This window comes from Chondromyces apiculatus DSM 436 (assembly GCF_000601485.1).
GTDB classification, from domain to species: Bacteria; Myxococcota_A; Polyangia; order Polyangiales; family Polyangiaceae; genus Chondromyces; species Chondromyces apiculatus.
The window spans coordinates 74,645-87,504 of the sequence record NZ_ASRX01000031.1 but is presented as its reverse complement, the minus strand read 5'-3'; the positions used below and the strand labels follow the sequence as shown (position 1 = coordinate 87,504).

At 69.5% G+C, this 12,860-nt stretch carries 8 protein-coding genes and 1 pseudogene; 3 read left to right on the top strand and 6 right to left on the bottom strand.

The features are described from left to right. Nucleotides 1-42: 42 nt before the first annotated feature. The 3 genes from CAP_RS20960 to hisS all read right to left on the bottom strand — a co-directional run bounded on the left by CAP_RS20960 (nucleotide 43) and on the right by hisS (nucleotide 4,027). Complete coding sequence (locus CAP_RS20960) at nucleotides 43-888, bottom strand: exodeoxyribonuclease III (protein WP_081865102.1); 846 nt, start codon at nucleotides 886-888, stop codon at nucleotides 43-45. After that, the gene (locus CAP_RS20955) at nucleotides 885-2,651 is read right to left on the bottom strand and encodes a hypothetical protein (protein WP_044243930.1); all 1,767 of its coding nucleotides are present in this window, start codon (nucleotides 2,649-2,651) and stop codon (nucleotides 885-887) included. Before CAP_RS20955 ends, CAP_RS20960 begins: the two co-directional genes overlap by 4 nt. Before the next feature lie 107 nt (nucleotides 2,652-2,758). Beyond that, the gene (gene hisS, locus CAP_RS20950) at nucleotides 2,759-4,027 is read right to left on the bottom strand and encodes a histidine--tRNA ligase (protein WP_231511597.1); all 1,269 of its coding nucleotides are present in this window, start codon (nucleotides 4,025-4,027) and stop codon (nucleotides 2,759-2,761) included. A 236-nt stretch (nucleotides 4,028-4,263) separates the two neighbouring features. On the opposite strand from hisS, the gene ruvX reads away from it, so the two are divergent. Next, on the top strand, nucleotides 4,264-4,674 hold the full coding sequence (gene ruvX / locus CAP_RS20945; protein WP_231511596.1) for a Holliday junction resolvase RuvX: 411 nt from the start codon (nucleotides 4,264-4,266) through the stop codon (nucleotides 4,672-4,674). A 35-nt stretch (nucleotides 4,675-4,709) separates the two neighbouring features. Here the strand turns inward: ruvX and CAP_RS45150 are convergent, their stop codons facing one another. Further along, entirely contained in the window at nucleotides 4,710-6,344 is a 1,635-nt protein-coding gene (locus tag CAP_RS45150; RefSeq protein ID WP_052375595.1) for a serine/threonine-protein kinase, read from the bottom strand. A gap of 306 nt (nucleotides 6,345-6,650) precedes the next feature. On the opposite strand from CAP_RS45150, the gene rpsO reads away from it, so the two are divergent. Next, on the top strand, nucleotides 6,651-6,917 hold the full coding sequence (gene rpsO / locus CAP_RS20935) for a 30S ribosomal protein S15 (RefSeq protein ID WP_044243856.1): 267 nt from the start codon (nucleotides 6,651-6,653) through the stop codon (nucleotides 6,915-6,917). Between the two features lie 487 nt (nucleotides 6,918-7,404). Further along, nucleotides 7,405-9,498, top strand: a pseudogene (pnp, locus tag CAP_RS20930) (polyribonucleotide nucleotidyltransferase); the annotation flags it as partial. 748 nt (nucleotides 9,499-10,246) lie between these two features. On the opposite strand, the gene lysA reads toward pnp, so the two are convergent. Beyond that, nucleotides 10,247-11,554, bottom strand: a complete 1,308-nt coding sequence (gene lysA / locus CAP_RS20925) for a diaminopimelate decarboxylase (protein ID WP_044243853.1) — start codon at nucleotides 11,552-11,554, stop codon at nucleotides 10,247-10,249. A gap of 44 nt (nucleotides 11,555-11,598) precedes the next feature. Then, on the bottom strand, nucleotides 11,599-12,537 hold the full coding sequence (locus tag CAP_RS20920) for a hypothetical protein (RefSeq protein WP_052375594.1): 939 nt from the start codon (nucleotides 12,535-12,537) through the stop codon (nucleotides 11,599-11,601). Nucleotides 12,538-12,860 lie beyond the last annotated feature (323 nt).

The following is a 12,860-nucleotide window of genomic DNA, read 5'->3' as shown; positions in this document are numbered from 1 at the left end:
GCCCTGTCAGCGTCACACGTGCGGCGCGAGACCCGAAACGGCTCAGCGGGCTCCGAGCACTGCGTCGTCCAGATCCACACCCACGGGGCAATGATCGCTGCCGTCCACGTGGTGCTGGATGAAGCCCTTGTGCAGGTACGGGCGCACGGCCGGTGAGGCGAGCACATAATCGATGCGCCACCCCACGTTTCTCCCCCTGACGCCGAAACGCTGGCTCCACCACGAATAATGGCCTGGCCCCTGCTCGAACACCCGGAAGGTGTCGATCCAGCCCGAGCGAATCCAGCGATCGTGTTCCTCGCGTTCGACGGGCGTGAAACCGCTGTTGCTCACGTTGTCTCTGGGTCTCGCCAGGTCGATCTCGTGGTGGGCAGTGTTGAAATCGCCCATCACCACGATGGGGGCGCCGCGCTTCTTCTCGGGTTCGAGGAGATCGAAGAGGCGCCGGTAGAACGCCAGCTTGTAGGGGACACGGGAGAGATCGCGGTCCTTCCCGTTCCCGTTCGGGAAATAGGCGTTGACCACCACGAGCCTCCCGAAGCGGGCGAGCTGGAAGCGTCCCTCGACATCGAAGAGCGGGTCCCCGAGGGAGGTGATGACCTCATCCGGTGCGGTGCGCGAGAGCAGCGCCACCCCGCTGTAGCCAGGCCGCGCCGCTGCTGCAAACGAGCGGTGCCAGTGCTCGAGCCCCTGCACGCACTCCGTGAGCTGGTCCTCCCGGGCCCTGACTTCCTGCAGCCCCACGACGCTGGCCTGAGCACCGGAGAGCCAGGCGCGGAACCCCTTCACACGCTCGCCCGTCTCGCCTGCGGACGCTCCTGAACGCTCCGGCCCCCCCTTGTTCCAGCAACTGCGGAGGCCGTTGACGTTCCAGCTCAGGATCCTCATTCGCTCAGGGTGATGGGGAGATAGAGCGCGCGTACCTTGCTGAGTGAGCCGTCGCGCGTGTAGCCGGCGAGGCCGTAGAGGAGGTTCCACCAGTGCCCGCCGGGCGTCTCGCCGTACGAGAAGAGGGGGAAGAAGTGGAACTGCCAGTCCTTGCCGCCGCGAACGCGCTGCTCTTTGTAATAGGTATTGAGCGCGAGCTGCGTGACCGTCCCGGCGTCCTTGTTGGCGAACCGATAGAAGAACGGGAGGATCACCGTCTGTCGCGAATGCGGAGACGCGAAGTCCCACAAGATCGGCGCCACTATCAGGTGCGTGCGGCTGTATTCACGCCCCATGTAGAAGAACGGAAAGATGTCGGTCTCCCACCCGGTCAGATCCGTGCTGTGTCGGATGAGCGGCGTGATCCAGGTGGTGTCGCTGACGCCGAAGCGATGAAAGCGCCCGTAGAACGGGAAGACGGCGATGTCGCTGCTGCGCGCCGAGGTGCTGCGGTAATAGAACGGTAGAATCAGGCGCCGGTCGAGCTTGATGTCCGGATCACGGTAATGCCAGTAGAGCGGCGTGATCATGTCGAGTTCTGTGCGGCCGCGGTATCTCGCGTACCCCCAGGTCACGAATGTGTGCTCGTCGTTCTCTCCACGCGCATTCAGGAACAGGGGCGTGACGAGGAGATTCGAATTGCCCTTGTAGCCATAGTGGAAGAACGGAAAGAGCGTGGTGTGATCCTCGTTCTTGCCCCAGTTGTGCCAGTAGAAGGGCATGATGTTGAACACATCCCCTTCCCGATCGTGCTGGCGCAGGACAGGGCCCCAGAGGTTCGTCCACCGATCGCCGGTATCGCTGTAATTGTAGTAATGGAGGAGCGGCGGGATGATCTCGTATTCCGAGGACTCATCGCGGCCATAGAAGTAGAGCGGCGCGATACCGAAGTCGATCTTGTCGGCCGTGCGCGCATCGCAGGCAGGGCCCCCGCGCCACGTGCAGAAGAGGGGACCTGCCAGGTTGAAGCCGCTCGACGCCGTGTGCTGGGTGAAGGTGAGCAGCGGCGGGACGTGGAAGTAGCCGCTCCCATCGTCGCTCTTTCCCTCGAAGAAGAACGGGAACAGCCAGTTGTCGTGGCGCCCCGGTCGCGCGGGTTTTCCGGGCGCGGCAGGCTGACCCGTCGCCTCGCGGTGCATGAAGGGGCCCACCACCGTGGTGTGGGTGTCCTCGTCGCGCAGGCGCCAGAAGAAAGGGAAGAGGACATCGGCGTCGACGTCGGTGCTGCGGCGCTGGTAGAAGAGCGGCGAGATCAGCGTGGCCCGATCGTTGGGCATCCTGCGCTCGGCCCACAGCGGAAAGACCGTCTGGAACTGGTAGCTGCCGCTGCGCTCGCGGTAATACAGGCCATACCAGTCACGATCGATCTCGGCGTCGCGACCGACTTCGGGTTCGCGCTGGTCGTTGGTCCCGATGCGCCGCGCCACGGCGGGAGGCACCGCGAGCGGATCCTCCGGCAGGGAGGGCTCCTGCGTCTGCCCCTGGAGTATGCCCTCCTCGGTCGACGCGGCGTGCATCTCCGGCTCACCGGGTTGCCCCGGCTGCCCCTGCGGCCCTGGCGGGCGTGACGGGGTGCTCGGCGGTGGTGAGCCGGGGGGCGTGGGGGGCGGCGGGAAACCCTGGGCCAGCGCCAGGCCAGGCGCGGCGAGGGCGGCGACTACGCCCAGCGCCAGCGCCAGCGCCAGCGCCGACACGCGCCTCAACGCAGCGTCGCCCTGCCGCACGGCACGCGCACGACCGCGCGTGCCGTGCGTGTCGTGTGCCGAGGCGACCACTCCAGCTTCCGGGGCCCCGACCGGCGGGGACGAGATCGAAAGGACCCGTCCCACCCTCAACGCAACCCTCGTGCGTGACTGATGTCCGGGGAAGGCTCGCTGACGCGATCGGCGAGCACCCGTGCCGCTCCCTCGAACGGGATCTCGTCCTGAGCGTGGCCGACCAGATCTTTGACGGTCACCACACCCCGCTCGATCTCACCGTCTCCCAGGATGATGCACAGCCGTGCGCCCAGCGCGTCGGCGCGGCGCAGCATCGGCTTCAGCTTCACCCCGCGTCCATCGAGCTCCACCCTCACCCCGAAGGACCGCAGCTCGCGCGCCAGCAAGAGCGCCCTGTCCGCCGCCGCGGCGCCGATCGGCGCGATGAAGCACCCTGGACCGCGGCGCGGGGGTGGCTCGGGGATGACCGTGAGCAACCGCTCCAGACCCATGGCGAACCCGATGGCCGGCACCTTCGGCCCGCCCAGGCTCTCGATCATGGTGTCGTAGCGCCCTCCCCCGAGCAGGGTGCTCTGCGCGCCGAGATCCGACCCCACGGCCTTCACCTCGAAGAGGGTGCGCGTGTAGTAGTCGAGCCCTCGCACGAGCCCAGGGTCCACCACGTAAGGCAGCCCGAGGACGTCGAGGGCGTGCAGGAACCCCTTCCAGTGCGCGAGATCGTCGTCATCCAGCAGGTCGAGGATGGACGGAGCGCCCTTGGCCGCCTCCTGGTCGCGCGGATCCTTCGAGTCCAGGATGCGCAGCGGATTGCGCTCGAACCGCCGCTGCGAGTCCTCGCTCAGGCGGTCGCGCAGTGGCGTGAAGTACTCGAGCAGCTTGTCCCGGTAGCGGCCCCGCGTACCCGCGGAGCCCAGGCTGTTCACGTGGATGGTGAAGTCGGGGACCCCGATCCGGCGCAGGAACCCCGCGATGAGATCGAGCATCTCGGCGTCGCAGACGGGGCCTGCATCGCCCAGGACCTCGCAGCCTGCCTGGTAGAACTGCCGGTAGCGTCCCTTGGCCGGGCGTTCACCCCGGAACATGGGGCCGAGGTAGTACCAGCGGGTGATGGGCTCCTTCGCGTGCACCGAGTGCTCCACGTAGGCCCGTGCGGCGCTGGCCGTACCCTCGGGCCGGACGGTGAGCTGCTCGCCGTGCCGCTCGAACGAGTACATCTCCTTCTCGACCACGTCGGTCGTCTCGCCCATCTGGCGGCTGAACAGCGACGTGTGCTCCAGGAGCGGAGTCCGGACCTCGGCGTAGCCGTAGAGCTCCGCGTGGAGGCGGAAGTCGGCTTCAAGCTGGTGCCAGCGCCGCACCTGCTCGGGCAGGATATCGTTCATCCCCCTGACCGCGCGGAGATCCATTGCGCGGGCGCTTATGGTCGGTGCGGGCGAGCGGGTCAAGCTGGTCGCACGTCCCGGCGCTGAAAACAGGCCGGGCACGGCGACGGGCCTGCACGCGGGCTGGCCTACCCTCGCGCAGGGCACGCGCCCGAGAGCGCGCATGGTTCGTGCGGAGACGATCCGATGGGACTATGACTCCGGCCTGCATGGCGCGCGGCCAGAACAAAGGAAGGGTGGCAGCGATTGACCTCGGCAAGGCCCGGGTCGGCGTGGCCGTGGCCGACGAGCTCGGGATGTTCGCCCACCCTCGCCCGCCCCTCGACGGCGCGCGGCAGCAGGCAGTCCTCGCCGCGCTCGCCGCGCTCGCCCGGGACGAGGGCGTGACGCGCTTCCTCGTGGGCCTGCCCCTTGAGCTCGACGGTCGGGAGGGCTCTGCTGCCAGGCGGGCGATGGGCTTCGCGCAGGCGCTCGCCGACGCCGCCGGGGTCGCCGTGGAGCTCGTCGACGAGCGGCTCAGCACCGTCGAGGCGTCGCGACGTCTGCGCGAGGGAGGGACGAACAGCCGCCGGGCACGGGCGCGGGTGGACGGCGCCGCTGCGGCGGTCCTCCTTCAGGCCTGGCTCGACCGCCAGGGGCAAGGGTAGCTCCGGCGCCCCCGGTCACCCCGCGCGCTCAGCTCTCAGCGGCGCTCGTCGCGGGTCACGTAGTAGGCGCCGACGCCACCGCCGACGGCGACCAGGAAGAGCAGGAGGTCCCACACGGGCCAGGCAATTCCGGCAGCGCGCCGCAGCACCACGGCCTCGACGCTCCGCACCAGCAGCGACGCGAACCCGTAGCCGCACAGCGCGACCATCACCGGCGCCCGCAGCCGCTCTGCGAGGGCCACCGACTTCATGCTGTTGTCCCACACCGAGCGGCTCACGTAGCGCACGCCGAGGATGGTCGGCGTGATCAGCGTGAAGGCGATGCCGAGGGTCAACAGCACGGCCTCGAAGCTCGTGAGGTTGTCCGTCGCCTTCCCGCCGCGGGCCAGCCGCACGATGGCCGTGACCATGGTGATGACACCCGAGGCGACCCCGAACAGGCCGAGCACCGACAGCAGCACGATGAGCGGGCGCGCCATCGTGACCTCCTGCGTCTTGCTCCGGCCCACCACGGTCAAGCCGGCGCGGGACGACATGGACGGGCGACCTGTACCCGGCACGGAGGCCGCTGCCCCATCGAGGAGCTCCGGCTGGCTCGTATCGTACGGAGCCAGGTCCAGATCGAAGTCGTCCATGCTCTGGTAGCGATCGTGCGGTGCCTTGGCCATCGCCCGCTGGATGACCATCTCCAGCTCCGCGGGGATCGACGCTTCGAGGGAGCGTGGCCGCGGCGGGTCCTCCGTGAGCACCGCGGTGAGGGTCGCGGTCGGATCGCCTCTGTCGAAGGGCCGCTGACCGGTGAGCGCGCAGTAGAGGATCGCGCCCACGGCATAGATGTCGGCCCGGTGATCGACCCGCTCCCCGCGGGCCTGCTCCGGCGCCATGTACGAGGGCGTCCCCATGATCATCCCGGTCTTGGTGAGCGCCGTCCCCCCGCTGTTGTCGTCGACCTTGGAGATGCCGAAGTCGATCACCTTTGCGATCGGCATGTCCAGGTTGCCGGTGAGGAAGACGTTCTCGGGCTTCATGTCGCGGTGGACGACGCCCCGCGCGTGCGCCGCCGAGAGCGCGTTGCAGATCTGACGCACCACGCGCACCGCCGGCCCGACGGCCATCCGTCCCCCCTCGGCGAGGAACTCGGCGAACTCCTTGCCGTCGAGGAACTCGCTGACGAGGAAGGGACGGCCGTCCTGCGTCCGGTCGACGTCGAACACGTCGACCACGTACGGGCTCTGCACGGTCGCAGCCGCCTCGGCCTCGCGGTGGAAGCGGGAGAGCACCTGGGGCTGCCGCGCGAACTCCGGGTGGAGCATCTTGATGGCGAAGCGCTTGGTGCCGATGCGCGTGTGGCGCGCCTCGTAGACGCGCCCCATGCCGCCTTCGCCGATGACGCGCACGATGGTGTACGTCTCGTTGAGGGTCTTGCCGACGTACTCGTCGCGCAGGATGTCGTCTTCCGCGTCCTGGAGGGTCGACGCGTCGCGCGGGCAGACCTTGAACTCGGCCGGGTAGTGGACGCTGCACGTCGGGCACACCTTCGCCAGCGAGCCACTCGACGTGAACCCGGTGAGGGACTCTGGCGAGGAGGGGTACGTCGTAGAAGCGTGCGCGAGCTGCAGATCCGCCTGCGAGCGTAGCGCTCCCCCGGGGGGCCGCATGGTGCCGGGCATCAGTTGCCCAGCCTAACCAATGCGCCTCACCCGAGGGTGAGATTTCTTGCCCTGCCTGCCCGCGTCCACGGCGTGCAGTCCTCATGGACACCTCGACGGACCGTTGACCAGACCATCGCGCTGCGTATACTCCCGCGCCTTCGTGCCTACAGGCCTGACTCCTGTGGGCCCAAGCCGCTCCGGGCGCGGGCTCGCTGTCAGGCGTCACTCGGTCAATTTCCGTGCGGCACAGCGCACGGTCCAGGTGCTCGGCAGCACCTCGGTGAGACCAGAGGGGGCTCATGCCCCCGAGAGAGAACAGACCCCATGCTTCATCCCGTTCAGAAGTCGACCCTCATCCAGCAGTACCAGACGCATGAGAGCGACACCGGTTCGCCCGAGGTGCAGATCTCGCTCCTCAGCGAACGGATCAACCAGCTCCAGGACCACTTCAAGACGCACCCGAAGGACCACCACTCGCGCCGTGGGCTCCTCAAGCTGGTCAGCCAGCGCCGCCGGCAGCTCGACTACTTGAAGAAGATCGACATCGAGCGCTACCGCAAGCTCATCGGCCGCCTCAACCTCCGCAAGTGATCTCCGCCGTCGGGTCCTGAGCCGTCACGGCTCCCCGGCACGCCTCGCGCGTGCTCCTGGCTCCCTCCATATCGCCGCCAATTCTGGCCTGTCCGCCGCCGAAACGCTCCTGCGCGCGTGCTGCACGCGTGCCTGCCTGAACGGCCGTGGACGCCGGGACGGGCGGCTTTATTTGCTGGCCACGCCCCCCCAGAACCTTTAGGAATCGAGTTGTCCACAGGGCCTGACCGGCAGGTCGATTCTTCACCCTGGTGACACTTCGAGGACGCCTTCCGGGCGCCCTTGACGCAAAAGGGGTGGGCATGCCCAGCGATGGCCGTGCCCACCCGAACCCACGCATCCGGGTGCGGTCACGCGCGCCTTCATCTTCGCTTCATGGGCGCGAGCAGCTTTCGCGCCCATGAACCGAGGAAGAAGCGACGTCCCTCGCGCCCGGCGTATTGGCCGCACGCAGCGGCCCTCGCAAGCGCGAGAGGAACCTAGAGCCATGTTCGTTCGTGAATCCATCATGGTGGGCGGCCGCCCCCTCACCCTGGAGACAGGCCGCCTCGCCAAACAGGCCCACGGGTCCGTGCTCATCACCTACGGCGAGACGATGGTCCTGGTCACCGCCGTCTCTCAGGACGAGCGCCCCGGCCTCGACTTCTTCCCCCTCACCTGTGAGTTCTTCGAGAAGACCTACGCCGCGGGCAAGATCCCGGGCGGCTTCTTCAAGCGCGAGGCGCGGCAGCGCGACGAGGAGATCCTCACCTGCCGCCTGATGGACCGCCCCCTCCGGCCCCTCTTCCCCGACGGATTCAAGAAGGACACGCAGATCATCGCCACCGTCCTCTCGAGCGACAAGCTCAACAAGGCGGACGTCCTGGCCATGACCGGCGCCAGCGCCGCGCTCCACCTCTCCGACATCCCCTGGAACGGCCCCCTGGCCGGCGTCCGCGTGGGCCGGATTGATGGGGAGTTCGTCGCTTACCCGACCGTCGAGCAGCTCACGAACAGCGACATGGACATGGTGGTCGCCTGCTCGCGCGACGCCATCGTGATGGTCGAGGGCGGCGCTGCCGAGGCCACGGAGACGGAGATCATCGACGCGCTGATGTTCGCCCACGAGACGGCGCAGCCCATCCTCGACCTCATCGAGAAGATCCGCGCTGCCGTGGGCAAGCCGAAGCGGGAGTTCGTCGCGCCTCAGCTCGACGAGGCGATCAAGCGCCGCGTCTCCGAGATCGCCGATCCTCCCCTGGCGTCCGCGACCCGGGTCACCAACAAGAAGGCCCGCTACGACGGCTACAGCACCATCAAGAAGCAGGTCAGCGAGACCCTCCTCGCCGAGCTGGGCCCCGAGAAGTACCTCGCCGCCGAGCGGCTCGTGAAGGCCGAGTTCGAGGAGCGCAAGGCGCACATCGTCCGCTCCTACGTCCTCGACGAGGGCAAGCGCATCGACGGGCGCGATGGCCGGAGCATCCGCCCCATCGCCTGCGAGGCCGGCCTGCTCCCCCGCGTCCACGGCAGCGCGCTTTTCCAGCGTGGCGAGACCCAGGCCATCGTCACCACCACCCTCGGCACCTCGACCGACGAGCAGAAGATCGACTCGCTGATGGGCGAGTCGTGGAAGCGCTTCTACCTGCACTACAACTTCCCCCCCTTCTCCACCGGCGAGACCAAGCCGATGCGCGGCCCGGGGCGGCGTGAGATCGGCCATGGCGCCCTGGCGGAGCGCGCCCTCTCGCGCATGGTGCCGCCGGCCGACCAGTTCCCCTACACGATCCGCATCGTCTCCGAGACGCTCGAGTCGAACGGCTCCTCCTCGATGGCAGCGGTCTGCGGCGGCTGCCTCTCGCTCATGGACGCTGGTGTCCCGATCAAGGCGCCGGTCGCCGGCATCGCCATGGGCCTCATCATGGAGGGGGACAAGTACGCCATCCTCTCGGACATCCTCGGCGACGAGGACCACCTCGGCGACATGGACTTCAAGGTCTGCGGCACCGCGCGCGGTGTCACGGCCATCCAGATGGACATCAAGATCGCCGGCCTGAGCCGACACATCCTCGTCCAGGCGCTCGAGCAAGCCCGCGACGGCCGCCTGCACATCCTCGGCAAGATGCTCGAGACCCTGCCGGCGACCCGCCCGGATCTCAGCCCCCACGCCCCGCGCATCACCACCTTCAAGGTCAAGCCCGACCAGATCCGCCTCATCATCGGCCCTGGCGGCAAGACCATCAAAGGCATCGTCGACCAGACGGGCGTCTCGATCGATCTCGAGGACGACGGCACCGTCAACGTGGCCTCCGCCGACGCCGACGCCGTGCGCAAGGCCCTCGACATCATCAAGGGCCTCACGGCCGAACCCGAGGTGGGCGCGACCTACAAGGGTACCGTCAAGCGCGTCGCCGACTTCGGCGCCTTCGTGGAGATCCTGCCCAACATCGACGGCCTCCTCCACATCTCGGAGATGGCCCACCACCGCGTCGAGCGCGTCGAGGACCTCTTCAAGGAGGGCGACTCCGTCGAGGTGAAGGTGGTCAGCGTCGAGCGCGACGGCAAGATCCGGCTGAGCCGCAAGGAGCTCCTGCCGGTGCCCGAGGGCATGCCCGAGCGCCCCTCTCGCGACCGCGGCCCGCGCGATCGCCCCGAGCGTGGTGGTGACAGGTTCGCGCGCCCCGAGCGCGGCCCCCGTCCCGAGCGCGGTGAAGGCTTCGAGCGTCCCGAGCGCGGCCCCCGTCCCGAAGGCGGCGAGCGCGGTCCCCGCCCCGAGGGCTTCGAGCGCCCCGAGCGCGGCCCCCGTCCCGAAGGCGGCGAGCGCGGCCCCCGTCCCGAGCGCGGTGAAGGCTTCGAGCGTCCCGAGCGCGGTCCCCGTCCCGAAGGCGGCGAGCGCGGTCCCCGCCCTGAGGGCTTCGAGCGCCCCGAGCGCGGCCCCCGTCCCGAGCGCGGTGAGGGCTTCGAGCGTCCCGAGCGCGGCCCCCGTCCCGAAGGCGGCGAGCGCGGTCCCCGTCCCGAGGGCGCCGAGCGCGGTCCCCGTCCCGAGCGTCCTGAGCGCGCCACCTTGCGCCGTGGCGACACCATGAGCCGCAGGACGGCCGAGCAGGCTCCCGATGCCGGTGCAGGTGGCCGTGGCGCCCCCGAGGAGCGCGGTTCACGCCCCGAGTCCTCGGGTGCCGAGCAGACGCCCGGCGACCAGGACGACGGCGACCGCCGCTCCTGATCAAGACGGCGGGGAGCACGTCGGCGACCGCCGCTCCTGATCAAGACGGCGGGGAGCACGTCTCCCCGCCACCCGCTCCTCCAAGCTCACCAGCCCTGCCAGCGTTCCAGCCGAGCGGCGCGTTGCTGCATCAGCACATCTGCAGCGCGACCCAGTCCTCGGGCGTGCGTGCCTTCCGCGCGGCGACGACCTCACCTCCGCGGAGGAAGATCTCGCCGGGGAGCGGGCGACCGTTGTACTCGCTGGCCATCGTGGACCCGTAGGCGCCCGCGTCCCGGATCACCACCCGCCGCGGCGGTGCCCCCCCGAAGACGTGCTCCCCGAAATCGTCCGAACTCTCGCACACGGGCCCCACCACCCGGAACGGCTCACCCTCGCCCGCACCGTCTGACGCCGCTTCCATCCGCTCCACCCGGTGATGCGCGCCGTACATCGCGGGACGCACCAGATCGTTCATCCCCGCGTCCAGCACCAGCCACCGCCTCGGCGTCGCGCTGGCCCGCGTCCGCTTCACCAGCACCACGCCCGCGCACAGCACCCCGTGCTCGGCGACCACGCAGCGACCCGGCTCGATGACGATTCTCCGGCCTGCGAACGAGGACGACGCCACCGCCTGCGCGAGCACCTCCGCGAACACCCGCGGCGCAGGGGGCGTCTCACCTCCCCACCCGTACCCGACCCCGAACCCTCCCCCGAAATCCAGGTACTCGAACCTGAACCCCGACGCCTCTCGGGCCGCCGCCACCCCGAGCAGCAGCTCGGCAGACCGGAGCGTCTCCGCGGTGCGCGTGAGCTGCGAGCCGATGTGACACGACAGCCCCACGAGGCGCATCTCCGGCGCACGCATGACCTCCTCCCAGGCTGCCCCCAGGTCTTCCAGGGGCACCCCGAACTTCGCCTCGTCGTGCCCCGTCGCCACCTTGTGGTGCGTGTCCGCGTCGATGTCCGGGTTCACCCGGAACGCCACCCGGGCCGTCCGGCCCAGCGCCCTCGCGCGCGCCTGCACCAGCGCGATCTCCTCCACGCTCTCCAGGTGAAGCCCCAGGATCCCCTGCGCGCCACACGAGAGCGCCAGATCGATCTCCCAGGCCTGCTTCGCCACCCCGTTGAACACGATCTGCTCTGGCGCCATCCCGGCAGCGAGCGCCACGGAGAGCTCCCCGCCCGACACCACCGTCGCGCCGCACCCTGCGTCGCGCAGCGCGCGCAGGATCGGACCGCCCGAGCACGCCTTCATCGCGTACGCCACGAGGTGCGGCGCGGCGCCGAACCCGGCCGCGAGATCCCGCGCCGACGCCGCGAGGCCGTCCAGATCGTACACGTAGGCGGGCGTCTTGAACCGAGCTGCCTCGTGACCTCCGGGCGGTGGCTCGAACAGATCCTCCAGGAGCACGCCACCGACCAGGGCGGCGCCGCGTTCATTGCGCGTGAGCGGCATGCGTCTCAGCTAGCGCGGCGCGCCGTGCCGGTAAAGCGACGGCGTCACCCCCCGCAGGCAGGCAGCAGATCCACGCCCCCGAAGAACTCCTTCACCACCAGGCCCCACGCCTCCTGGTTCTCTCTCGGCCCGCACCGGAACGGCGCGTGAGCGAGCTTCTCTCCCCTGAGGTGCTTCCTCGTGTCGACGTAGTAGCGCATCGCGATCTCCGCGGCGTACTCGTGTACGGCGTCCCCGTTGTCTGCCTGGAAAGCGTAGAACGTCCCACCCCGCACCTTCGTCGCCGTCGGCGCGTAGGGCGTGAAGCACGCCGTCTCTCCGGCCGCTGCGCCTTGCGCCCCACCGCCTCGCTTGCTCCCCGCCTCCGCGGGCCGGCAGCGCGCCACGATCCCGTCGTACAGATCTCCGAGCACCCGGCGTGACCAGCCCTTGGCCCCGTCGTTCAGGTGGAAGATCTCGTGGAACAGCGTCTCCCGCGCCCCGATCTCCGAGCGGAGCAGGGAGCCGGAGACGTTGTACGCCACGGTCCACCCTTGCGCATAGGCGCTCGGCGTCGTGCGCCCGACGGAGCGAAAGAACCGCCACGCCACGGGCTCGTACCGGAACTGCACCGGCGCGCCTGCGCGTGCCCCGATCTCCCCGAAGAACCAGGTGAAATCCGCCGCTGCCCGCGTCACCCAGTCCAGGTGCTTGCGGTACGGACCGATCGGCAACTCCGGCACCAGGCGGAGCTTGCCGCGAAATCCCCCGTCCATCTCCTGGGCGCGCTCCACCCCGGCCACCCCGCCGGAGCGCACATAAAGTGCGAGCGCCAGATCCCGCGCCCCCGGATCCTGCGCGTAGCGCCGCTCGATCAGGCAGCGCGTCCGCGCGTCGGCGTCGGGAGACGCGCACGCATGGCGGTGCTCCTCGGAGGGCGCTTCCGGGAAGAGCACGTCCTCGGCCTCCTCGGCCGTGATGCGCGGCGGCGCCGGTGCCTTCACAGCCTGCGCACCAGGTGCTTCCGCGCGTGCTTCCGCGCGTGCTTCCGCGCGTGCTTCCGCGCGTGCTTCCGCGCGTGCTTCCGCGCGTGCCCCCGGCGACGCTGTCAACGCGGGAGTCACGTCCCCGGCGGGTGCGGGCGACCCACACCCGGCGAGCAGGGCCGACGAAAGGACCGCGCCGAGGCCTGCGCTCCCGCTCCACGGCCTGGATCCTGCGCGCATCAGCACCGGGGGAGATGCTAACACAGGGGCCGCAGAACCCTGATTTCGGGCACGCAGCACCAGTACAGCGTAGGGACCGGAGGTCCCTGAAGTGCCGTACG